A 23722-nucleotide genomic window follows, 5' to 3' on the forward strand; every position below is an offset into this window, starting at 1 on the left:
TCTTCAGAGCCACTTGTGCTCACGATACCATTGCGCCGTGGCCTTCAGCCCTTCGCGCGTCTCGATGCGGGGACGCCAGAGCTTGCCCGGCGGCGCGGCCTCGGGCGAGACCACCCAGTCCGGATGACTGATGTAGGCGGCGCGGTCGAGCGTCATTTTTGCACGGGGGCCGCGCAAAAAATTGTCGATGCGCGCAGCCCGGTGGAGCATCGCCGGAGACAGCCCGATCACGCGCGGCCGCTTGCCCAGCGCCCAGCCGATCGCGAGGCCGAGTTCGAAATGCTCCCACCCCTGCGGTTTGCCGTCATCCGGCTCGAAGACCTTGCCGGTCACCGACAGCCCGCCCGGCTCCAGCGCGACGAGCAGCCGCGCCAGGTCGTCGACATGGATCATCGAGGCGCGACCCTGCTTCGGCATCGGGATGAAGCCCCAGCGCGCCACGCGGAACAGCTCGAACATCTCCTTGTCGCGCGGGCCGTAGATCGCGGGCGGGCGGACGATGGTCCAGTCGAGCGGGCTGGCCATGACGATCTTCTCCGCCCGCGCCTTGGAGGCGCCGTAGGCCGAGAGTTCCGGCTCGCGCGCGGAGAGCGAGGAGACATGGACGAAGCGCCGCACGCCCTCGCCCACGGTCGCTTCGATGAGGTTGAGGGTGCCGGTGACGTTGCCCGCCTCGAACCCGGCCGCATCGGGCGCGTTGACGACGCCCGCGACGTGGATCACCGCCTCGGCCCCGCGCACCAGTTCGACCAGCGAGGCGGGATTGCCCAGCTCGCCGCCGATCCAGTCGACATGCTCGCGCTCGGGCTGGCTGCGGCGAGTGAGTGCGCGCACGGCGAAACCGGCCTCGATGGCTCCTTCCAGAACGGCCTGTCCGACGAAGCCGGTGGCGCCGGTCAGCGCGATGACCGGACGGTCGATGAGATTGCGGCGGCAGTTCATTTCAGCACCATCTGGTCGCGGTGGACCACAGCGGAGCGCGGCGAATAGCCGAGCACCTGTTCCTGCTCGCTCGAATGCAGGCCGACGATGGCGGCGCATTCGGCGGCGTCGTATTCGGAAAGGCCATGGGCGAGCACTTTGCCCGCGCCATCTAAGATGGCGACGGGATCGCCGCGCGAGAACACCCCCTCGACCGCCATGATACCCTTGGCGAGCAAGCTGGACCCGCGCCCGAGTGCCGCTGCGGCACCGTCGTCCACCACGATCTCACCCTTGAGACGCAAGCGGCCGCCCAGCCACGCCTTGCGCGCGGCGGCCTTGCGTTTCGGAACGAACAGGGTGCCGATGCCCTCCCGATCCTTGGCGCCCACGATACGCGCGATCGGGCGTTCGTGCTGGCCGTTGCCGATGACGAGGCAGATGCCCGCCAGTTCCGCGATCTCGGCCGCCTGCAGCTTGGAGACCATGCCGCCCGAGCCCATGCCGGAATTCGATTCGGTGCTGGCCATCGCCCGCACCTCGGCAGTGACACCCTCGACCACCGGGATCATCTTCGCACCGGGCAGCTTGGGGTGACGGTCGTAGAGGCCGTCGATGTCGGAGAGCAGCACCACCGCACTCGCCTGCGCGGCCTGCGCCACGCGCGCGGCGAGGCGGTCGTTGTCGCCGAAGCGGATTTCCTGCGTCGCCACCGAATCGTTCTCGTTGATGACCGGCACCGCGCCGGCATCGAGCAGGCGGGTCAGCGTGGCCGTAACGTTGAGGTAACGGCGGCGGTCCTCCAGATCCTCCAGCGTCAGCAGCATCTGCGCGGCGGTGATGCCGTGCGCGCCCAGAAGCTCGGCCCAGAGGCCCGAAAGCGCGATCTGGCCGACGGCGGCGCTGGCCTGCGCATCGGCGAGGCTGCCGCGCCCCCCCTTCTCCAGCCCCAGCGTCGCCGCGCCCAGCGCGATCGCGCCCGAGGAGACGACGATCACGTCCTGCCCCCGCCCGCGCGCCTCGGCGATCTCGGCCACCAGCTGCGTGATCCATGCGCGTCGGACGCCCTCCGGCCCGACGAGCAGCGCCGAACCCACCTTGATGACAAGGCGCGGCGCGAGGGAGGAATCGGCGAGGTCTGAGAGTCGGGCAATAGGCATGGGCGTGCCAGCCTCTAGGGGAAAGGTGCAGTTGAGGAAAGCGCAAGGTTGCTCGGGCAGGCGTATGCGGCGGGGGCTTCGACAAGCTCAGCCTGAGCGGGTTTGAGAGGTTTATCCTCTCTTCCCACCCGAGCGGGTCCGGGAATTTCACACCAACCCCGCTCACCCTGAGCTTGTCGAAGGGTCACAGCGCAGCCTGTCGAAGCCCCCCGCTCAAGTCCTTCCTCAGATCGGCGACCAGGGCGTGTCGTCGGCCTCTTCGCGCTCGCCGGTGGGACGTTCGGTCACGGTGGCGGCCGGGAGATAGTCGATCACCGCGTCGAGCAGGCGCGGCATGCCCTTGCCGGTCGCGCCGGAAATCGGGAACACTTCGTCCGCGCCGGCCTTGAGCAGTTCCTTGGCGTATTCCTCCGCCAGTGCGTCATCGACCAGATCGACCTTGTTCAGCGCGACGAGGCGCGGCTTGTCGGCCAGCAACTCGCTGTAGGCTTCCAGTTCCTCCTCGACGACCTGCATCGCCTCCACCGGATCGGTGTTGGAGATGTCGATGAGGTGGACCAGCACGCGGCAGCGTTCGATGTGGCCGAGGAAGCGATCGCCGATCCCCGCGCCGTCCGCCGCGCCTGCGATCAGGCCGGGAATGTCCGCCAGCACGAACTCGCGGTGCTTGTGCATGACGACGCCGAGCTGCGGACGCAGGGTGGTGAAGGCGTAGTCGCCGACCTTCGCCTTGGCGTTCGACAGCGCGTTGATGAAGGTGGACTTGCCCGCGTTGGGCATGCCGACGAGGCCGACGTCCGCCAGCAGCTTGAGGCGCAGCCACACCCACTGCTCGATCGGCGGCATGCCGGGCTGGTGCTGGCGCGGGGCACGGTTGGTGCTGGTCTTGTAGCTGGCGTTGCCGCGCCCGCCCATGCCGCCTTCGATGAAGGTGACGCGCTGGCCCGGCTCGGTGAGGTCGAGCAGCACGGTGTCGCGCCCTTCGTCGTCGGCGATGACCTGGGTGCCGATCGGCACCTTGATGACCAGATCCTTGCCCGCCGCGCCGTTACGGTTCTGGCCCATGCCATGGCCGCCGCGCGGGGCCTTGAAGTGCTGGGTATAGCGGAAGTCGATCAGCGTGTTGAGGCCGGGCACGGCTTCGAAGATGATGTCGCCGCCCTTGCCGCCGTTGCCGCCGTTGGGGCCGCCGTATTCGACGTACTTCTCACGCCGGAAGCTGACCGCACCGGGGCCACCGCCGCCTGCACGCACGTAGATCTTGGCCTGGTCGAGAAAATGCATCGGTCCTATCGCTTCCAGCGCTGATGAAGCGCCCCTTCGCGACCGGTCCCGGTCGCCGGAGGTTTCCCCTCCGCTGAACGCCGCTGGCCGCAGATAAACAAAAAACCCGGCCGTGTCTCGGGCCGGGTGATGCCCGGTTCGTCCGGACACGCCTGAATTGTGCGATACTGGTGGAGCCGAGGGGGATCGAACCCCTGACCTCGTCATTGCGAACGACGCGCTCTCCCAGCTGAGCTACGGCCCCGTTCCAGTATCAAGTCCGATTGCGTCAAAGCTATCGGGAGCCGCCCCTTAGCGAACCGCGACGGTCCGCGAAAGGGCAAAAATGCGGGGGCGCGAAGATTCCGCTTACGGGCAGAGGCCGCGCCCTTCCCGCTTACTGCACCTGCGGCAGCGTCACTTGCGGCTGGCCAGGCTGGGGCTGTGGCTGCGCCATGACCTGCTCGGCATTGGGGCGAACGGTGATGAGCCCGTTCGATCCATAGCGCGACTGCCACGCGGCCAGATCCGCGCGGTACTGCTCGTACGCATCGAAGAACGACTTGAACGGCGCCTCCAGCTTGGCGAGGCCGATGTAGGACCAGGACTCGAACTGGCTGGGCTCGACGGTCTGCAGCTCGGTGCTCAGTTCCATCGCCGCCTTGCAGAACGCGGTATCGACCGGGGGCAGCGAGAAGAAGTTGTAGACCTGCGTCTGGTACGTTTCGCGCGCGACGATCGCGGCCCGCCCCTTGTGCTGGGTACGGAAGCTGGCGTCGATCTCCTTGCTCGCCTTGTCGAGCGCCTTGTCGTAGACCTTCAGGAAGCGCTTGTAGCCATCCAGGATCGGCACATACTCGGCCTCAACGCAGTTGAGCGCGGCGACGTTGTAGCCCGACCGCAAGTTCCACACCGCCTGCGAGGTCGAAATTCCGTAGTTCACCGTATGGCGCTGACCATCCTCCGACTTGGTCGGGATCGCCATCTCGAGCGGCGCGCCCATCGGCGGCGTCGGCATCGGCGGGATGACGACGACAGGGGGCGGCGGTGGCGGCGGCGGCGGTGGCGGCTTGGCGCATCCGGCCAGCGCGGCGAGGGTGATGGCGACCGCCGAGCCCGCCAGCATCGAAAGGCGGCGGCGCCCTTGCTCGTTCACCCTCATCTCAATCCCCTGGTTCAACCGTCTTTCTCCATCGCGTGCGCGAACGGGTCTAACGCCGCGATTCCATAAAGCAAATGCCCGGTGCGATGAAACGCACCGGGCATCATGACTATGCGAATCTGCACTGTGGATTAATCACTTGCGGAGGGAAATCGTGTCCGTTCCGGTTGTGAATCCCGCGCCGATCAGTCCCGCTGGCCCAGGAAGCTCAGGAGGAACTGGAACATGTTGATGAAGTCCAGATACAGGCTGAGCGCACCGAGCACCACGGCCTTGCCGACGAAGTCCGTGCCGCGCAGGTGGTAGTACTGGTTCTTGAGCATCTGCGTGTCATAGGCGGTGAGGCCCGCGAAGATCAGCACGCCCAGGATCGAGATCACCAGCTGCAGCACGCTCGACCCCACGAAGAGGTTGACGAGCGAGGCGATCAGGATGCCGACCAGGCCCATGATGAGGAACGTGCCGAAGCCCGACAGATCCTTCTTCGTGGTGTAGCCATAGAGGCTGAGACCCGCGAAAGCCGCCGCCGTGGCGAAGAACGTGGTCGCGATCGAGGTCGCCGTGTAAACGACGAAGATCGTCGACAGCGAAACGCCCATCACGGCCGCGAACGACCAGTACAGCACCTTGAGCGTGCCTTCGCTGAACCGCGACGCACCGCCGCTGATCGCGAAGACGAAGCCGAGCGGCGCCAGCATGACCAGCCACTTGACCGGCGACTGCATCATCGCCAGCGCATAAGGCGCGAACAGCAGGGCGACGACACCGGACAGCAGCACGCCCGAAGCCATGTAGTTGTAGATCGACAGCATGTGGCGGCGCAGGCCCGCGTCATATGCGGTCCCGCCGTCAGCGCGCCCGAGGTCACGGCTCGGAGACGCTCCGAAGCCCTGACGGGGCTGGGGGTCGTTCCAATTCGCCATTTCAAACTCCCTTCAGCGGAAAGCCAGCACAATGCGGTCCCGCTCAAAGGGTAATATCGCTCGCCCCTCTTCCGGTTTCAAGGAAAACCGGAAGGCCTGCTTTGTGACAAAGTGTATAAAGCGTCGGTTTCGGATCAGGCCTGCCGCGCGGCCGCCGCCATTTCGGCGTTGCGATCGCGCGAGGCGGTCATGGCGGCGGCGATCACGGCGGCAAGCGCGCCATCCGCATCCAGCACGTTCATTCCGGCACGGGTGGAGCCTCCGGGGCTCGCCACCTTGTCGGCCAGTTCGCCGGGCGAGAACTCCGAAGACCCGGCCAGCAGCGCCGCACCCTCGACCATCGCCAAAGCCAGCCGCTGCGATTGCCCTTCCTCGAGCCCCAGCGCGACCGCTCCCGCCGCCAGCGAGTCGATGAAGCGGTAGACAAAGGCCGGACCGCAGCCCGCCAGCGCGGTCACGGCGTCGAACAGGTGCTCGCCCGCCAGCCATTCAGGCGTGCCCAGCGGCGCCATGAAGGCGGTGACGGCCGCACGGCCCGTCTCGTCGAGACCACGCGCATCGAGCGCGATCGGCGACTTGCCGATGGCGGCGGCGAGGTTGGGCATGATCCGCACCAGCGCGCCGACCTGCGGAAAGCGCGCGGCGAGACTGTCGAACTCGACCCCCGCGAGGATCGAGAACAGCACCGTCTCGCGGCCTGCCAGCGACGCCAGGAGCGGCGCCACCTCGTCGATGCCCTGGGGCTTTACACCCAGCAGGATCGCATCGAAGCGCCCTTCGGCGGGCAGCGATGACAGCAGGGTGACGCCCTCGGGCACGCTCTGGCGGTGCGGATCGACGACGGTGAAACGCGCGGCAGGAATCCCGCCGGCCAGCCAGCCCGTCAGCATGGCCCCGGCCATGTTGCCGCAACCCACGAGCAGGATGTTCTGAAACCGGTCCATGTGCATTCCCCTAAGCCGTCAGGCCCCAAGCGTTGAGGACGCGGGACTTAGGGGAGCCGAACCGGCGTGCCAAGGGCCAAGCGGGGTAATCCCGCCGGGACCACCGGGTGATGGCTTCACGCCTCTCCGGCGGCGTCCACCATCGCGGCCGAGAGCGCCTCGGCGGGGGTCTTGTCACCCCACAGGATGAACTGGAACACCGGGTAGAAGCGGTCGCACTCCTCGATCGCGGCCTCGACCACCATCTGCGCCTGCCCCGGCCCCAGCAGCCCGTCAGGCCCCAGCATGAGGCCGTGGCGGTAAAGCACCACGCCGCCGTTCGACCAGACGTCGAAATGCCCCAGCCAGAGCTGCTCGTTGATGAGCGCCAGCGCCTCGAACACCGCCTGCCGCTTGCCATCGGCGATGCGGATGTCGGGCAGGCACAGCAGCTGGAGCACGCGGTCTTCCGGACGCCAGATCGCCTGAAGCTGGTACGTCGCCCAGGCCCCCTTGATCTCGGCCGAAATCTCGTCCTCGCCGGAATACTCGAAGGGCCAGTCGCGCGCCTCGAACAGCGAGGCGAGCATTTCCACGGGGGCAGCCTCGTCGTCCCGGTCGTCCATATCGTCCTGAACGGTCCTCATAATCTGCGACATCAGCCCTCCGAGAATGCGGGTGCATGGATGCTGCCTGCGGGCGGGTAAGCACAATCCATCCCGGCCCGATCCCTGCGCATAACTGCACAAGCCTGTTCACAGGGTGTGGATAAAATGAATACTCGTTAACACAAGCCGCCGGAGAACATGTTCTCGCAGACAGCGTCACGCCACATTTACTTGGCCGAAAGCGGATCCACGACTTGCCCCGCCGGACTGGTCCAGGGCAACGCGTCGGCGAAGCCCTGTTTCTTGGCGTCCGCAAGGAACGCGCTGGCCGCCTTCTGGGTGGCAAAAGGCCCCACCAGGATACGGTTGGTGCGCCCCATCTCGCTGACGTAGGGGGTGCGCGCCTTGAGCAGCGCGGCGTTCTCGCGCGTGTAGCGCCGCCAGTCGAAGGCGATCGCGTCCTTGCTCCGACCGACGCCGATCTGCACCCAGATCCGGCTGGGATGCGAAGGCTTCTTCGCCTTCGCTTCGGCGTCCGCCTTGGCCTTCGCCTCGGCGGCCTTGGCGGCTGCTGCCTTTGCCTTGGGATCGAGCTTGGCCTTGGGGTCTACCTTGGCCTTCGCCTTCTCTGCGCTCGCCTCGTCCGCGCCGGCTTCGGCGGCCTTGGCCTCGTCCACCTTGGGCTCGACCTTGGGCGCCTGCACCCGGGGCGGCGGAGCGGCAGGGGTTATCAGGCGAATATCGACCGCGCCCGAAGCAGGCATCGCATCCACGGTCGGTTTGCCGATGTCGGCGAATATTTCCGAGAGCGAGCGCTGCTGCGGCCCTGGTTCGGGCGGACGGTTCGGCGGAGCCAGGGCCGGGGCAGGCGCCGCCGGCGTGGGCGAAGATGACGCAACCGCAGTCTGCGAACTCTGCAACCGCCCAAGATCGAAACCAGGGCTCGCGGAACCGGCCGGCCTTGCCGGCACGCCTGCGGCCGTGGTCTGCGCGGGCGTTGGCGGCGACGCAGCCTGGGCAACGCGCGCCGGCGCAGCGATCGGGGCGGAAGCCTGAGAGGCGCCCGAACCGGGCGACGGCACGACCGCCTTCGGCGCCTCCACACTGCGTGCGACCGGTGGCAACTCGCCCGAGCCGCGCTCTATGGTCGGTTTCGGTTCGGGCGGGGCGACACGGTCCGGATCTGCCGCTGCAAGCGTCGCGGTACGCAGCGGCGGCGCCGCCGTGCTCGCAGCCGGCACTTCGGCCCGCACCGACCGGCCGCGCGTGGCCTTCCCCGCGCGCGCGACCTTGGCTGCACTGCCACCGCCCAGCGGCTCACCCTTGGGGATCAGCCCGGCACCGGCCGCCGTGGCGCGCGGCGGCGCATAAGCCGCTATCCGCGCATCGTCGCGGCCGATCTCCGATGCACGCGGAAACCGGCCGAGGTTGGCCGCCGCCGCCTGCTGCGCCTTGGTCAGGCGCGGCATGTAGCGCAAGTACGGCGCGATGTTCTGCGCCAGTTGGCCGGGCAGGATCTTGCCCACGACATCGACAGCCTGATCGGTCTCCCCGACGATGGCGAGGGTGAAAGCCCGCGTCCGCCAACCCGGCTTGTCCTGCCTGTTCAGCAGCGGCAGCAAAGTCTTGTATGCGGCATCGACATCGCCGCCGATCGCCTGGCTGACCGCCAGTCGATTGCGCAGTTCGTCCGCCGCCGGCCCGGTCGCCGATGGCAACGCGAGCGCATAGTAGCGCTGCGCGGCGAGGTTGTCGCCGACGAGGTCGTAAGCCAGCCCGCGATCGGCGGAGATGAGCGCGGGCGCCACGCCGGCTTTCTCGGCGGCGTCGAAATAGGGAATCGCGCCGACCGGATCGCCCTTGTTGACGAAGGCGCTGCCAAGTCCCGCCAGCACGCGCGTATTGCCCGAACTGACTTCCTCGGCACGCTTGTAGAACCCGATCGCCGCGTCATGGTCTTGCAGGCCGCGCGCAGCATCACCGGCATCGATCAGGGCCGAAAGGTCACGCGGATCACGACCGATCCGCACGAGGGCCGCACTCAGCTTCTTGTTGTCTTCGCTGGGCAAGGCCTGGACCACCGGATGCGACCCGTCCTGGCGGCCCTGTGCGGACGCGACCGGAACCCATCCCAGCGCACAAGCCAGTGCCGCTCCGCCGAGCAACCGCGATACCAAGTGATCCACCCGCAAGTCCTCTGTCATCCGCGGCCCCCCGGAGCGCCGCACGATTGCGCACATATCGATCCGTACGCGGCCACGCCCATGCATAGAGGCGGATGAACCTGAAACGAACGCGGGGCAATCCTGCGATTGCCCCGATCCATCCGCCATTTCGGCAAGCCCAGATCGATCCATGAGAGGGCGGGTCGGCATTCCGACCCGCCCTGCTTCGGATTACTGGTTGTTCTGACGACCGAGGAAGCGCGGAATGCTGATCGAACCGCCGTCATCGTCCTCGGGCGCCGCGTCGGCGCGGGGACGCGACAGGTTCGTCATGCGCTCGAACAGGGTGCTGCCGCCGCCGGCCGGCTTGGGACGCGGCGCTGCGGGAGCTTGCGCCGGAGCCTGCGCGGCCTGCCCGCCATCGAGCAGCAGTTCGTCCTGCGTACGGGGCCGGGGTGCAGGTGCGGGAGCCGGTTCGGCCGGAGCCTCGAAGCTGAGGTCGAGCGGCTCTTTCTGGATGCCGCGCAGCCCGGCGAAACCACCACTTGCCGGCTCGGAGCGCGCCTCGTCCTCTGCGCCAAGCTCAAGCTCGACCGCGGGCTCGGGAGCCACGAAAGGTGCCGGTGCGGGGGTCGGCGCAGGGGCGGCGACCGGAGGCGCCTGATACGTCGGAGCAGCCGGAGGATTATGCAGCGCCGGACGCGCGATCCCGCGCGAGGCACCCAGGTTCAGCGGACGCGAAGCGATCTCGGCCATTTCCGTGGTCTGTTCGATACCGGTGGCGACGACCGAGACGCGGATCTTGCCCTGCAGGTCCGGGTTGAACGCCGAACCCCAGATGATGTTCGCATCGGGATCGACCAGTTCGCGGATGTGGTTCGCGGCTTCGTCGACTTCGAGCAGCTTCATGTCGTCGCCGCCGATGATCGAGATGATGACGCCCTTCGCGCCCTGCATCGACACGCCGTCGAGCAGCGGGTTGGCGATGGCGCGTTCGGCGGCTTCGAGCGCGCGGTTGGGGCCTTCGCCCTCGCCGGTGCCCATCATCGCCTTGCCCATCTCGCCCATCACGGAACGCACGTCCGCGAAGTCAAGGTTGATGAGGCCCGGCATGATCATCAGGTCGGTGATCGAGCGCACGCCCTGCTGGAGCACTTCGTCGGCGAGCGTGAAGGCTTCCTTGAAGGTCGTTTCCGCCTTCGCCACCAGGAACAGGTTCTGGTTGGGGATGACGATCAGCGTGTCGACATGCTTCTGCAGTTCCTCGATGCCCGAGTCGGCGGCGCGCATGCGGCGCGTGCCTTCGAACATGAACGGCTTGGAGACGACGCCCACGGTCAGGACGCCCTTCTCGCGCGCGGCCTGTGCGATGATCGGGGCCGCACCCGTGCCGGTGCCGCCGCCCATGCCGGCCGCGATGAAGACCATGTGGACGCCGTCGAGCAGGCGCTCCAGCTCCTCACGGGTTTCCTCAGCCGCCGCACGGCCCACTTCGGGGCGCGCACCGGCGCCAAGGCCCTGGGTGATCTCGGGGCCAAGCTGGATGCGGGTTTCCGCGATCGAGTTGTTCAGCGCCTGCGCGTCGGTGTTGGCGACGACGAAGTCCACGCCCTCGATCTGGGCGCCGATCATGTTGGCGATCGCGTTTCCACCCGCACCGCCGACGCCGATGACGAGAATGCGAGGACGAAGCTCCTCGATAGCCGGCGGTCCGATGTTAATGCTCATTTCGCTCTCCTGCAGGCACGTCGCGCGAAGAAAATCCGTTGACTTGTCTGATTGCACGCTTCGATTCGTCTAGGCAAAGGAGCATAAACCTTTGTCCACAGCCAAAGCCGCCAATTCCGCCGGTCTCGCCGAGTTTGTCGTTCGGTTTGCACGGCTTGTCCCTGGGCGGCTTTTCCCCGGTTTCACGCGAAGGCGCGGAGACGCGGAGAAATGAGTGAAAGTCTGAAGAGGGACTCACGCAAAGGCGCGAAGGCGCGAAGGAGTTTCACCGGGCCGCAGGCCCATTCCGATCCACCAAGATCAACCTTTTGCTGCGGCCGATCCATAAGGCGGCTACGCCGCAAGCTCGACCTCTTCGCGCCTTCGCGTGAGTCCCGTTTTCCCCTTATCCATACTCCGCGATCAGAAGTATTCGCGCAAAGCCTGATAGACACGGCCCACCATGCCCAGCTTGCCGAGCCGCACCGTGCTCTGGTGGCTGCGCCCCAGCGAGCGGATGTCCTGCGGGTCCGCCGCCGCGTAAAGCACCAGTCCCGCCAGCGTCGAGAAGCCCGGCTTCACATGCGCCTCGGCCAGTCCCGAAAGGTGCGCCACGCGGCCGATGCGCACGGGCTTACCGATCGCGGCCTGCGCATAGTCGGCCAGCCCCACCAGTTCCGCGCCGCCGCCGGTGAAGACCACCTGCTTGCCGCGCTGGCCGGTGAAGCGCATCGTCTTGAGCGCCTTGTTCACCTCCTCCATCAGCATGCCGAGCTGGCCGGTGATGACGCCGATCAGTTCGGCGCGCGGGATGCGGTTCTTGTCGTCGGCATGGCGGGCGATCGGGCCCGTGCCTTCCTCGCCCGGGGCGTTGACGGGGATCATCTCGCGGTGATCGTGCGGGCTGGCGATGGCCGAGCCGTTGACGCACTTCAGCCGCTCGGCCTGGAACCGGCGGATACCGAAGGCCGAGGCAATGGCGTCGGTGATATCGGCCGAGCCCATCGGGATCGACATCATGTCCTTGAGCATGCCCTGCTCGTAGATCGCCACGTTCGTGACCTCACCGCCGAACTCGACGAGGGCGACACCCAGATCGCGCTCCTCGGGCGAAAGGCACGCCTGCCCCGCCGCGATAGGCGAGCCGACGACGGCCTCCACCTCTAAGTGCGCGGACTGCACCGCTTCGGTCAGGTTGCGGATCGGGGCGCCGTCCGCCAGCATGATGTGAATGTCGACGCCGAGGCGCTCTGCGTGCAGGCCCTTGGGGTCGATCACCCCGTGTGCACCGTCTAGCCGGTACTGCGCGGGCTGCGCGTGCAGCACCATGCGCCCGTCCGGCTGGATCACGTCCTTGGCGGAGATGAGCAGCTGGTCGATGTCCTCCTGCTCGATGCGGCGGCCGCCGATTTCGGCGTCGAACTGGTCGATACGGCTGGCGAGCCCTGCCCCCGAGCAGCCGATCCAGACCTTCTGGACGGCGGTGTCGGCCATCTTCTCGGCCCGGTCGATGGCGTCGCGCACGGCATAGGTCGCGGCGGCCATGTCGGTGACGAAGCCGCGCTTGATGCCCTGGCTGGCGCGGTGGCCCGAGCCGAGCACGACCATGTCACCGACCTCGTTGATGCCCGCAACGATCGCGGAAATCCGGAAGGAGCCGATGTTGACCGCGCCGAACACGCGGGTGATGCGCTGGTTGGCCATTACTGTTCTTCCCCCGCCGTCGTTTCGGTGGCGCCGGTATGCGGAACCGAGCCCGCCTTCAACGCAAGCTCCTGCCCGTCCTGCTCCGGCACGCGCATGTAGATGCGGTCCTTCGCGCGCATGTCGAACGCGGTGACCTTGCCGCCGAGCAGGCGGTTGGTGCCGTCGAGCCGCGCGAACGTGACCAGCGCCCCGGCGGATTCGCGGTCGCCCTCGGGCAGCGCGAGCACCTGCCCCGACTGGAAGGTCAGGTTCCAGCGGCGGTTACCGATCCATTCCGCCTCGGCGACGCGCGGCTTCATCGCGGGCGCGGCTTCCAACAAGTGGCCGAGCGCGATCACCTGCTGCCCCGCGCCAGGGCCGGAGACGATCAGCTTGCCGCCCGCATCCTTGCGGCTGATGGCTTCGAGTTCATGGCCCGTCTCGTCGATCAGCACGAAGCGGTCGGCCTTGCGCAGCACCGCATGCGGCTCGCGCTCGACGATATCGATCACGAGCGTATCGGGCAGCTGGCGCGAGACGCGCGCGTCCTTGACCCACGACAGTGTCAGCAAGTCCTGCCGCAGCGCCTCGATATCGACCAGCGGCATTGCGCGATCACGCTCGGCCAGCGCCTTCTCGTAGACCTTGAGTTCATTGATGTTCTTGACGCCGCGCACCTCGACCCGCTTCACCTCGAAGCCGGTCTGGCCCGCGACCAGCGCCATCTGGTGTCCGGCAAGCCCCGGCAGTCCGGCAAAGCTGGCCACCACGCAGACGAGCGCCGCCGCGCCGCCGAGGATGGCGACGAGGAAGATCTTGTGGAGCTGCCCTTCGGAAAACGGCAGCCAGGCCATGACGGAATCGAGCGCCGACCCGGTCCGCGCCTTGGCGACGCGCACCTTGCGCTGCGCGCCTGCCTGCGCGGCGGCCTTGCGGGCGGTAGTGCCCTTGCGCCGGATGGTCTGGCTCATTTGGCCTTTGCTTTGTCGCTTAGCGCCTCGGCGATGATCGCCTCGACGAGTTCGGGATAGTCCATGCCGCAGGCGCGCGCCTGCTCGGGCACGAGGCTGAGCGGCGTCATGCCGGGCTGGGTGTTCACTTCGAGCAGGAACAGCCCCTCGATCCCCTGCGTGTCGTCCCAGCGGAAGTCCGAACGACTGGTGCCCTTGCAACCCAGCAGCTGGTGCGAGCGCAGAGCGATATCCTTGCAGGCCTGCGTGATTGCGTCAGGAATGTCGGCGGGGCAGACATGCTCGGTCATGCCGTCGGTGTACTTGGAATCGAAGTCGTAGAAGCCCGACTTGGGCTTGAGTTCGGTGACCAGCAACGCACGGTCGCCGATTACGGCGGTAGTCAGTTCGCGGCCACGGATGTAGGGCTCGGCCAGAAGTTCTTCGAACTCCTGCCACGGCCCCGTCACGTCCTTCGCGATGGGGTTGCCGTAGTTGCCCTCGGCCGTGACGATGGCGACGCCGACCGACGATCCCTCGTTCACCGGCTTGAGCACATAAGGACGCGGCAGCGGATCGGCCACGTGAATGTCGGCGGACTTGACCACGCGGCCACCCGGCATCGGCACGCCGTGGGGGACCAGCGCCTGCTTGGTCAGTTCCTTGTCGATCGCTATCACCGAAGTCGCGAGGCCCGAATGCGTGTACGTCAGGCCCATCAGGTCCATCATGCCCTGCACCGTGCCGTCCTCGCCCGGCGCGCCGTGGAGCGCGTTGAACACGACATCGGGCTTCGCCTCGGCCAGACGCAGCGCAACGTCGCGGTCCATGTCGATGCGGGTGACGGTGTGGCCCTTGGATTCCAGAGCCTTGGCCACGCCCTCGCCGCTCATCAGCGAGACCGGGCGTTCGCTCGACCAACCGCCCATCAGGACTGCGACATGCAAGGGATTCAGGCTCATGAATTCAGACTCGTTCGGTAAAGCGGGGTTTGCAGGTCGCGGACGGCTTCGGAGCAGCCCTTGTCCCAGGGGAAGAGGCCGTCGTCCACGCCCGGCCAGACGATCTGCATCGCGCGGGACATCTCCTCGCCCTCATGCTCGGCGTACCACATCGCCGAGTTGAAGTAGTGCGGGATCAGGCATTCCGGCTCGACTTCGCGCAGCACGCAGCGGTGGCCCTTGAGGAGACCATCGACGACCTTCCAGTCCTCCATCTCGAAGCCCTCGCGGCACATGTCGAGCAAGCCGTTGATGACGGCGGCGGAGAGTTCGGTCGAGAAGCCGAAGACGATCACCTCGGGCTGGCTGACACTGGTGCGAAAGCCGACCGAGTAGGCGAAGCGTTCCTCGCCCTCATCCTCGTCGTCCTCGTCCGGTTCGTCGGGCGGGGTGACGACGGTGATGTGGCAGCCGAATTCCTCGATGTTATCGAGGATCTGCTGTTCGTGGCGGGACAGGCGATCATCTCTCATGGGCGGGTTCCTACCCGCTGAATTTCCCATTCGAGATCGACGCCGGACTTGTCCTTCACCCGGCGGCGCACTTCGTCGCCGAGGTTCTCGATGTCCTCGCTGGTGGCCTCGCCGGTGTTGAGCAGGAAGTTGGTGTGCTTCTCGCTCACTTGCGCGCCGCCCATGGTCAGACCGCGACAGCCAGCCTCGTCCACCAGCTTCCACGCGGCGTGGCCTTCGGGGTTCTTGAAGGTGGAGCCGCCGGTCTTCGAACGCAGCGGCTGCGACGCCTCGCGCGCGGCGGAGATGCGGTCCATCTCGGCCTGGATCGCGGCGGGTTCGCCGGGGCGCCCCTTGAAGCGCGCGGAGACGACCACCGCGCCCTCGGGCAGCTGCGAATGGCGGTAGGTATAGCCGAGGTCGGCGTTGCCCAGCGTCACCCGTTCGCCCGAGCGCAGCACCACGTCGCAGTCGATCAGGATATCCTTGACCTCGCCACCATAGGCGCCGCCATTCATCCGCACGAAGCCGCCCACGGTGCCGGGAATCGAGCGCAGGAATTCCACGCCCGCGATTCCCGCATCGCGCGCGGTGGAGGAAACGAGGATGCCGCTCGCCCCGCCGCCGCAGTCGAGCGTGACGTCATCCACCTTGGTGACCTTGGCGAAGGCCTTGCCCAGCCGGATCACCACGCCGGGAACGCCGCCGTCGCGCACGATCATGTTGGAGCCGAGGCCCAGCGCCATCAGCGGCACGGCCGGGTCCAGAGCGCGCAGGAAGTCCTGCAGGTCGGCCAGATCCTTCGGCTCGAACAGCCACTGCGCATGGCCGCCCGCCTTGAACCAGACGAGCGGGGCCAGCGGCGCATTGGCCGTCAGCTTGCCCCGAACCGCCGTCTGATCGAACGTGAGTGTCACCCCGCCCTCCGCACGCGAATGCTGTCGGCAAGGCCGGCGGCCCACTTGGTGATGTCGCCCGCGCCGAGGCACACGATCATGTCGCCCGGCTGGATCGAGCCCGCCAGCACCTCAGCCAGCGCGTCCGCGCCCGCGATGACTTGCGCCGAGCGATGCCCGCGCGCCTTCATGCCCGAGACCATCTCCGCGCTGTCCACGCCCTCGATCGGCTGCTCGCCCGCAGCGTAGACGGGCGCGGCATAGACCACGTCGGCGTCATTGAAGGCGCCCTGGAAGTCTTCCATGTGGTCGCGCAGGCGGGTGAAGCGGTGCGGCTGCACCACGGCGATGACGCGGTTTTGGACGCCCTCGCGCGCGGCGGCGAGCACGGCGCGGATCTCGACCGGGTGGTGGCCGTAGTCGTCGATCACGGTGACCGAGCCGCCATCCAGTTCCACTTCGCCGACTTTGGTGAAGCGCCGCTTCACGCCGCCGAACTTGGAGAAGCCGGTCTGGATGCAGGCGTCCGAGCAGCCCATCTCCACCGCCACGCCCACGGCGGCGAGCGCGTTCTGGACGTTGTGGCGGCCCGGCATCGGCAGTTCGATGCCCTCGATCCGGCGGAAGCTGCCGTCGCGCTGGCGCAGCGCCACGTCGAAGCGGTTGCCGCCGGGGATCGGCGTCACATTCTCGCCGCGAATGTCGGCCTGGGCGGAGAAGCCATAGGTCACCACGCGGCGGTCGCGCACCTTGGGGATGATCGCCTGCACTTCGGGGTGATCGATGCACAGCATCGCCGCGCCGTAGAACGGCACGTTCTCGATGAATTCGACGAAGGATTCCTTGATCCGGTCGAACGAGCCGTAGTGATCGAGGTGCTCGGGATCGATGTTGGTGACGATCGCGATCGTGCCGTCGAGGCGCAGGAACGAACCGTCGCTCTCGTCGGCCTCGACCACCATCCAGTCCGACGCGCCGAGGCGGGCGTTCGATCCGTAGGAGTTGATGATACCGCCGTTGATGACCGTCGGGTCCACGCCGCCCGCATCGAGCAGCGCCGCGACCATCGAGGTCGTGGTGGTCTTGCCGTGCGTCCCGGCCACCGCGACGGTGTTCTTGAGGCGCATCAGTTCGGCCAGCATTTCCGCGCGGCGCACCACCGGGATGCGGTGTTCCAAGGCATAGACGACCTCGGGGTTCTCGCGCTTCACCGCCGTCGAGGTGACGACCACCGCCGCGCCCTCGACGTTCTGTGCGGCGTGGCCGATCGAGACCTTGATCCCGCGCGCACGCAGGCCCTCGACGACATAGCCCTCGGCGATGTCGCTGCCCTGCACCGAGTAACCGAGGTTGTGCATGACCTCGGCGATGCCCGACATGCCGATGCCGCCGATGCCGACGAAATGGATGGTCCCGATTTCGGTGCCGACGCCCTTCATGCGGGGGCGCCTTGCCGATGGTGCTTCGACAAGCTCAGCATGAGCGGGGTGGAGAGAACGTGGATGATATTCATATCCGCCAAATACACAAAGTTCCGCTCATCCTGAGCTTGTCGAAGGATCACAGCGCAGACTCCCGCGCCAAAGCCTCGCCACCTTGCGGCGCAGAAGCCTTTTCCATTCTGATGACGTCCATGATCGGCGCCGCGCCAAAGCTTTCGACGAGGTCGGCCAGATCGCGCGCGGCGTTGGGATAGCCACAGTTCCACGAGGCATGCGCGGCATTGGCCAGCGTCTCGGGATGCTGGGCGATCGCCTGAATTTGCAGGCACAAGTCCTTGACCATCTTCTGATGGACCTCGGCCTGTTCGCTGAGCAGCGCGTTGCGCTTGTCGCCCTTGTAGGCGTCGGGGTTTTCAGTGGTGACGGCAGGCTGGCGGATCACCCGCGCGCCGCCGCCCGCGACCATCTCGCGCGCGTTGGCGGTCTGGTGGTCGTCCATCGCGTAAGGCAGCGGGATCAGGATCGCCGGACGGCCCACGGCGGTCAGCTCCGCGATCGTCGAGGCGCCCGAGCGGCCGATGAACAAGTGCGCACCGGCAAGGCGCTCGGCCATGTTCTCGAAATAGGTCGCCAGTTCCGCCGGAATGCCGTGCGCGGCGTAGCGTTCGCGCACGCGCTCGATGTCTTCGGCGCGGGCCTGCTGGATCACCTGCAGGCGCGAACGCAGCGCCGGGGGCAGCATCGCCAACCCCTCGGGCACGACGTCAGAGAGCACCCGCGCGCCCTGGCTGCCGCCGGTGACGAGGATGCGGAACAGGCTGTCCTCGGTGAACTCGGGGTACGGCTGCTCGCGCAGGCGCAGCACATCCTCGCGCACCGGGTTGCCGACGACGGTGACCTTGCCGGCCAGCGCCGGGTCCAGCTTCTCGGTCTTCTCGGCCGAGGTGGCGATGGCGTCCACCTTCTTGGCGAACCAGCGGTTCACGCGGCCCAGCACCGAGTTCTGCTCGTGCAGCACGATCGGCAGCTTCGCGGCGCGCGCGGCCAGCATCGTCGGCATCGCCGGATAGCCGCCGAAGCCGACCACGGCGGTCGGCTCGAAGCTCTCGAACAGGCGCAGCGCCATGCGGCGACCGGCCAGCACGCCCTTCGCGCCCTTGAGCCAGCCGAGCGGGTTCTTCCCCGCGATGCGGCCCTGCGGCAGGACGTGAGTGGTGAGGTAATCAGGCTTGCCGGGGATCGCGGCGCCGCGTTCATCCGTCACCAGCGCGACGTGGTGGCCGCGCGCGTGCAGTTCGACGGCGAGCGCGAAGGCGGGGATCAGGTGTCCGCCAGTGCCGCCGGCCGCAAGCACGTAGTGGCGCGAAACCGAACTCATGACATATCTCCGATGGCGCGCAGGCTGAACTTCTCGCGCTGGATGAACGGGTTGCGCCGGGTCACCGCGAGCAGCAGGCCCATGGAGAGGCACATCGCCACGGTGGACGAACCACCATAGCTGATGAGCGGCAGGGTCATGCCCTTGGACGGGAACAGCTGCAGGTTGACGAGGATGTTGATGAACGCCTGCCCGCCGAACTGCGCGGCGAAGCCCGATGCGGCGAGCACCGTGAACAGGTCCTCCTCGTCCACCAACCGCAGGATCACCCGAGTCAGGATCGCCAGGTAGAGGATCACGATGACCATGCAGGCGAGCAACCCGAACTCCTCGCCAATGACGGAGAAGATGTAGTCGGTATGCGCCTCGGGCAGCGCCATCTTGCGCGTGCCCATCCAGAAGCCGAGTCCGGTCCAGCCGCCGTTGAGCAGCGTGCGCTGGGCAAGGTCCACTTGGTCGAAGGCCGAGCCGCCGAACAGGAAGTTGTCGATGCGGTTGCGGCCGTTGTCATAAGTGAAATACATCAGGACAAGGCCCGCGATGCCTGCGCCCGCGAACATGCCGATGCGCTTCACGTCGATGCCCGACAGCAGGATCATCACCAGGAAGGCGCCGGAAAACAGCATCGTCGAGCCGAAGTCCGGCTGGAGCATCAGCAGAGCGCCGAGCAGACCCATCACCGCGAAGCAGATGCCGACGACCGGAATCTGCGGATCACGCGCGCGCCACGAGACGATCCATGCCAGCAGGATCGGCCAGCCGCACTTGAGGAATTCCGATGGCTGGAGCGAGATGCCGAAGCGCAGCCAGCGCTTGGCGCCGTTCACCTCGGACCCGACGATCGGCACCAGCACCAGCGCGAACAGCATCGCCGCGCCGAGCAGGATGCCGAAGCGCCGGGCGCTCTCCTTGGTCAGGCTGGAGGCCCAGAACATCGCCGCAAGGCCCAGCAACTGCCAGCGCATGTGCAGGTAGAAGAAGTGCAGCGAACGCAGCTTCTCCACCGAAGTCGAGAGACGCTTGGCGCTCGCGGGCGAACCCGCCGCCACGGCGACCGCGCCGATCGCCATCAGGATCAGCACGAGGACCAGCGTGGGCCGGTCGATCTCCTGCCACCAGATCGCGATCTGGCTGCGACGGTTGCGGTTGTAGCGCTGAGCGTTCTGGTTGGGCGCGAGAGTGGCCATCAATCCTGCCCTTCCAAGAGCGCCTCGACGATCTGGCGAAACACGTCACCCCGCGCCTCATAGTCGCGGAACTGGTCGAAGCTGGCGCAGGCGGGTGACAGCATGACGACGTCGCCGGGCTTCGCGGCGGCCATCGCCTGACGGATCGCCTCGGCCATCATCTCGCTGCGATGGACCTGCGTGTAGGGCGAGAGGATTTCCGCAAACAGCGGCCCCGCGTCACCGATGGTATAGGCAGCGGCGATATTGCCGAAGAACGGCGCGCATTCGTCGAGGTTGTCGCCCTTGGGCAGACCGCCGAGAATCCAGTGGATGCGCGGCTCCGGATCCGGCGGGAACGCCGCGATCGCGGGCGCGGTGGAGGCCGGGTTGGTCGCCTTCGAATCGTTGATGTAGGTGACGCCGTTCGCCACCGCGACGCGCTCCATGCGGTGCGGGAGGCCGCTGAAGGTGCGCAGGCCCTTGCGCCACTGAGCCTTCTTCACCCCCAGCGCCTCGCCGATGGCAACCGCCACGGCAGCGTTCTGGAGGTTGTGCGGCCCCTGCAGCGAGGGCCATTCCTTCTGGATCTCGACGAGGTCGGCCCCGTCCGCAAAGCGCACCAGACCGGGCGCGCGGCGCGCGGCCTCGATATGGGCGATCGACCGCGTTTCCTTGTCGCCCACGCCGAACACGGCCTGCCGCTCGCGCCCCTGCATGGTGAACAGGCGCGCCTTGGAGGCGGCGTAAGCCTCGAACCCGTCGTAGCGGTCGAGGTGGTCGGGGGTGATGTTGAGCAGCGCCGCGACGTCGCAGTCGAGGCTGCGGGTGATGTCGATCTGGTAGCTCGAGAGTTCGAGCACGTAGACGCCGCCCTCGGGCAAGGGTTCAGGGCCGAGCACCGGCACGCCGATGTTGCCGCCCGCGCGCGCCGGGATGCCCGCGACTTCGAGCAGGTGGCAGACCAGCGAGGTCGTGGTGGACTTGCCGTTGGTACCGGTGATGCCGACCACGCGGTGCGCGGGCAGGCTGGCGCGGGCCAGCGCGAAAAGTTCGATATCGCCGATCACCGCCACGCCCGCGCGCTCGGCGGCTTCGGCGATGGGGTGGCGGTTCAGCGGAATGCCGGGGGAGACGACGACGCCGTCATAGCCGGTGATGTCGGCGCTGACCGGGTCGGCCAGTTCCACCTTGCCGCAGTCGGTCCACTCGCACAGTTGCTGGCGCGCTTCGTCGCGGCTGTCCCAGGCCATGACGTGCGCCCCGCTCTCCACCAGCGTGGCGACGGCGGTGAGGCCCGAACGCGCAAGGCCGAGGACCGCGTAGCGCTTGCCGGCGAAGATGGGGGAGACGATCACGCGCCTGCCCTCCTCAACGCAGTTTCAGAGTGGCGAGGCCCAGCACCGCAAGGACGATCGAGATGATCCAGAAGCGGATCACGACGGTCGATTCCTTCCAGCCTTTCTGCTCGAAGTGGTGGTGGATCGGCGCCATGCGGAACACGCGGCGGCCGGTGCGCTTGAACCAGAAGACCTGGATGATGACCGAGGCCGCTTCCAGCACGAACAGCCCGCCGACGACTGCCAGCACGATCTCGTGATGCGCCGCGACCGCGATGCAGCCCAGCGCGCCGCCGAGGGCGAGGCTGCCGGTGTCGCCCATGAACACGGCGGCAGGCGGCGCGTTGAACCACAGGAAGGCAAGGCCCGCCCCCATGATCCCGGCGCAGAAGATCGCCAGTTCGCCCGCGCGCGGAACGTGCGGAATGCCGAGGTACGTGGCGTAATCGACGCGGCCCGCGAGGTAGCAGATGATCGCGAATGTACCCGCCGCGATGATGACCGGCATCGTCGCGAGGCCGTCGAGGCCGTCGGTCAGGTTCACCGCGTTGCCCGCGCCCACGATCACCACGGCGGCGAAGACGTAGTAGAACGGCCCCAGCGGAATGTAGCGGCCCGACAGGAACGGCACGTAAAGGTTCGTGTTCAGCTGGCTGACGATAATGTAGGACGCGATGCCCGCCACCACGAATTCCAGCAGGAGCCTGATCTTGCTCGACAATCCGGCGTGGTGGCGCTTGGTCACCTTGTCGTAGTCGTCGAGGAAGCCGATCGCGCCGAAGCCCACCGTCACCGCCACGCAGGCCCAGACGAAAGGATTGGTCACATCCATGAACAGGATCATCGAGCCGATCAGCGCGGTCAGGATCATCAACCCGCCCATCGTGGGCGTGCCGCGCTTGGCGAGGTGGCTCTGCGGACCGTCCTCGCGGATCGGCTGGCCCTTGCCCTGACGGACTCGCAGCATGTTGATGAACTTGGGGCCGATGATCAGGCCGATCACCAGCGCCGTCATGAAGGCGGCGCCCGAACGGAACGTCTGGTAGCGGAAGAGGTTGGACAGTCCCTCGTAGTGGAACCATTCTGCGATGAGATACAGCATCTTGCGGGCTTTCGCCCCTACCCTTCCGTCTTTCCTAGCGCCGTCACGAGTGCTGCCAGACCCACCGAATTCGAGCCCTTGACGAGGATGGCGTCATCCCGTTCGAGGCCGAAAGCGCGCAAGGTTTCGACAGCTTCCCGCACACTTGCGCAATGGGCGAATGCCACCGGTTTGCCAAGGCCGGAAGCCCCGGATTTCCCCAGTTCCACCGCCAAAGCACTCATCTCATCGCCGACCAGAATCGCGTAGTCGACACCCGCCTCGCGGATCGGTTCGGCAAGGCCGGCGTGGTAGTCGGGACCGTGGCTGCCCAGTTCCTTCATCGAGCCGAGAACGGCGATCCGGCGCTTGGCAGGCGTGCGGCCCAGCTGCGCCAGCGTGGCACGCATCGACGCCGGGTTGGCGTTGTAGCTTTCGTCGATGAGGAGCGCCTTGCCGCCCTCTACATCGATCTCCATCCGCGCGCCGCGACCGGCCAGCCCGCCCATCTCGGCAAGCGCGACCCCAGCGGCACCCAAGTCGCCCTTAACGGCACGTACAGCAGCCATAACCGCCAGCGAGTTGATCGCCTGATGCTCTCCGGGCGCGGCAACGGTGTAGCACACGCGCCGGTCGCCCATGTCGATGGTGACGAGCGAGCCGCCACCGATCGCAGGCACCGCATCGAGCAGCCGCACGTCCGCATCCGCCGCCTTGCCGAACGACACGACCTTGGCGCCGAGCGCCAGCGCCGCATCGCGCAGGCGCAGGAAGTGCGGGCTGTCGGCGGGGATGACGGCGGTGCCGCCCTCTTCCAGTCCCTCGAAGATTTCCGCCTTGGCGTCGGCGATGGCCTCTTCGGAACCCAGCATCTCGATGTGCGCGGGGGCGATCGTGGTGATGAGCGCGACGTTGGGGCGCACCTGCCGGGTCAGCGCGGCGATCTCGCCCGCGTGGTTCATGCCCATCTCGAAGATGCCGTAGCGCGCGCGGCTGGGCATGCGGGCAAGGCTGAGCGGGACGCCGACGTGGTTGTTGTAGCTCTTGACCGAACGGTGCGCGTCCCCCCGGCTGGAGCGGTCGAGCGCGGCGAAGATCATCTCCTTCACGCCCGTCTTGCCGACCGAGCCGGTCACGCCGATGATCGGGCCGCGCGCGCGCAGGCGAGCCGCCGCGCCGAGGCGTTCGAGCGCCTCCATCGTGTCCTCGACGAGGATATGCGGGCCATCGACCGGGCGGTCCACCACCACGGCCGCCGCGCCCTTGGCGAAGGCGGCCTCGACGAAGCGGTGGCCGTCCATCGCCTCGCCCTTGAGCGCGAAGAACAGGTCGCCGGGCTGGACATCGCGGCTGTCGATCTCGACGCCGGAAACGGTGAAGTCCGTGCTCGCCTCCCCCTTCACCGCGCGCGCGATGGCGTCTGCGTCCCACAGGACCAGCGGGTTGTCCTCCAGCGGCGCGGCGGGCCAGTCGAGGATCCGGGTGATGGCGTTCATGT

Annotated in this window: 20 protein-coding genes and 1 tRNA gene; all 21 read right to left on the reverse strand. The window is 67.3% G+C overall.

Annotated features, from left to right (window positions below; all coding sequences use genetic code 11):
* Positions 1–3: 3 nt before the first annotated feature.
* Complete coding sequence (locus tag V2S85_RS19545; RefSeq protein ID WP_330704496.1) at positions 4–942, reverse strand: NAD(P)-dependent oxidoreductase; 939 nt, start codon at positions 940–942, stop codon at positions 4–6.
* On the reverse strand, positions 939–2081 hold the full coding sequence (proB, locus tag V2S85_RS19550) for a glutamate 5-kinase (RefSeq protein ID WP_330704497.1): 1143 nt from the start codon (positions 2079–2081) through the stop codon (positions 939–941). The genes V2S85_RS19545 and proB overlap by 4 nt, the downstream gene beginning before the upstream one ends.
* 225 nt (positions 2082–2306) lie before the next feature.
* Positions 2307–3365 carry a GTPase ObgE gene (gene obgE / locus V2S85_RS19555; protein ID WP_008830189.1) on the reverse strand — a complete coding sequence of 353 codons (1059 nt, stop codon included), beginning with the start codon at positions 3363–3365 and terminating at the stop codon, positions 2307–2309.
* 168 nt (positions 3366–3533) lie between these two features.
* Positions 3534–3609, reverse strand: a tRNA-Ala gene (locus V2S85_RS19560).
* Positions 3610–3741: 132 nt separating this feature from the next.
* Positions 3742–4506 (reverse strand): hypothetical protein, encoded by a 765-nt coding sequence (locus tag V2S85_RS19565; protein WP_330704498.1) that lies wholly within the window; start codon positions 4504–4506, stop codon positions 3742–3744.
* Between the two features lie 185 nt (positions 4507–4691).
* Positions 4692–5429: a Bax inhibitor-1/YccA family protein gene (locus V2S85_RS19570; protein WP_330704499.1), complete on the reverse strand. Its 738-nt coding sequence runs from the start codon at positions 5427–5429 to the stop codon at positions 4692–4694.
* 134 nt (positions 5430–5563) lie between these two features.
* Positions 5564–6373: a pyrroline-5-carboxylate reductase gene (locus tag V2S85_RS19575; protein ID WP_330704500.1), complete on the reverse strand. Its 810-nt coding sequence runs from the start codon at positions 6371–6373 to the stop codon at positions 5564–5566.
* A gap of 116 nt (positions 6374–6489) precedes the next feature.
* A complete protein-coding gene (locus tag V2S85_RS19580) occupies positions 6490–7011 on the reverse strand; it encodes a YbjN domain-containing protein (RefSeq protein ID WP_330704501.1) in 522 nt (173 codons plus the stop codon).
* A 176-nt stretch (positions 7012–7187) separates the two neighbouring features.
* Positions 7188–9146 (reverse strand): SPOR domain-containing protein, encoded by a 1959-nt coding sequence (locus tag V2S85_RS19585; protein WP_330704502.1) that lies wholly within the window; start codon positions 9144–9146, stop codon positions 7188–7190.
* A gap of 210 nt (positions 9147–9356) precedes the next feature.
* A complete protein-coding gene (gene ftsZ, locus V2S85_RS19590) occupies positions 9357–10853 on the reverse strand; it encodes a cell division protein FtsZ (protein WP_330704503.1) in 1497 nt (498 codons plus the stop codon).
* Positions 10854–11255: 402 nt separating this feature from the next.
* Complete coding sequence (gene ftsA, locus V2S85_RS19595) at positions 11256–12536, reverse strand: cell division protein FtsA (RefSeq protein ID WP_008830196.1); 1281 nt, start codon at positions 12534–12536, stop codon at positions 11256–11258.
* Positions 12536–13489, reverse strand: coding sequence for a cell division protein FtsQ/DivIB (locus V2S85_RS19600; protein ID WP_008830197.1), 954 nt, complete (start codon positions 13487–13489; stop codon positions 12536–12538). Before V2S85_RS19600 ends, ftsA begins: the two co-directional genes overlap by 1 nt.
* Positions 13486–14430, reverse strand: coding sequence for a D-alanine--D-alanine ligase (locus tag V2S85_RS19605; RefSeq protein ID WP_330704504.1), 945 nt, complete (start codon positions 14428–14430; stop codon positions 13486–13488). The genes V2S85_RS19600 and V2S85_RS19605 overlap by 4 nt, the downstream gene beginning before the upstream one ends.
* A complete protein-coding gene (locus tag V2S85_RS19610) occupies positions 14427–14942 on the reverse strand; it encodes a DUF4262 domain-containing protein (RefSeq protein WP_008830199.1) in 516 nt (171 codons plus the stop codon). Before V2S85_RS19610 ends, V2S85_RS19605 begins: the two co-directional genes overlap by 4 nt.
* Positions 14939–15838, reverse strand: coding sequence for a UDP-N-acetylmuramate dehydrogenase (gene murB / locus V2S85_RS19615; RefSeq protein ID WP_330704505.1), 900 nt, complete (start codon positions 15836–15838; stop codon positions 14939–14941). The genes V2S85_RS19610 and murB overlap by 4 nt, the downstream gene beginning before the upstream one ends.
* Positions 15835–17256, reverse strand: a complete 1422-nt coding sequence (gene murC, locus V2S85_RS19620; RefSeq protein WP_330704506.1) for a UDP-N-acetylmuramate--L-alanine ligase — start codon at positions 17254–17256, stop codon at positions 15835–15837. The genes murB and murC overlap by 4 nt, the downstream gene beginning before the upstream one ends.
* Positions 17257–17377: 121 nt before the next feature.
* A complete protein-coding gene (murG, locus tag V2S85_RS19625) occupies positions 17378–18637 on the reverse strand; it encodes an undecaprenyldiphospho-muramoylpentapeptide beta-N-acetylglucosaminyltransferase (RefSeq protein ID WP_330704507.1) in 1260 nt (419 codons plus the stop codon).
* Positions 18634–19824, reverse strand: coding sequence for an FtsW/RodA/SpoVE family cell cycle protein (locus V2S85_RS19630; protein ID WP_330704508.1), 1191 nt, complete (start codon positions 19822–19824; stop codon positions 18634–18636). The genes murG and V2S85_RS19630 overlap by 4 nt, the downstream gene beginning before the upstream one ends.
* The gene (murD, locus tag V2S85_RS19635) at positions 19824–21161 is read right to left on the reverse strand and encodes a UDP-N-acetylmuramoyl-L-alanine--D-glutamate ligase (protein ID WP_330704509.1); all 1338 of its coding nucleotides are present in this window, start codon (positions 21159–21161) and stop codon (positions 19824–19826) included. Before murD ends, V2S85_RS19630 begins: the two co-directional genes overlap by 1 nt.
* Before the next feature lie 13 nt (positions 21162–21174).
* On the reverse strand, positions 21175–22245 hold the full coding sequence (gene mraY, locus V2S85_RS19640) for a phospho-N-acetylmuramoyl-pentapeptide-transferase (protein WP_036526256.1): 1071 nt from the start codon (positions 22243–22245) through the stop codon (positions 21175–21177).
* A 17-nt stretch (positions 22246–22262) separates the two neighbouring features.
* Positions 22263–23720 carry a UDP-N-acetylmuramoyl-tripeptide--D-alanyl-D-alanine ligase gene (locus tag V2S85_RS19645; protein WP_330704510.1) on the reverse strand — a complete coding sequence of 486 codons (1458 nt, stop codon included), beginning with the start codon at positions 23718–23720 and terminating at the stop codon, positions 22263–22265.
* Between the last annotated feature and the right edge of the window lie 2 nt (positions 23721–23722).

This window comes from Novosphingobium resinovorum (genome assembly GCF_036352595.1).
In the GTDB taxonomy this organism is placed as follows: Bacteria; Pseudomonadota; Alphaproteobacteria; order Sphingomonadales; family Sphingomonadaceae; genus Novosphingobium; species Novosphingobium resinovorum_B.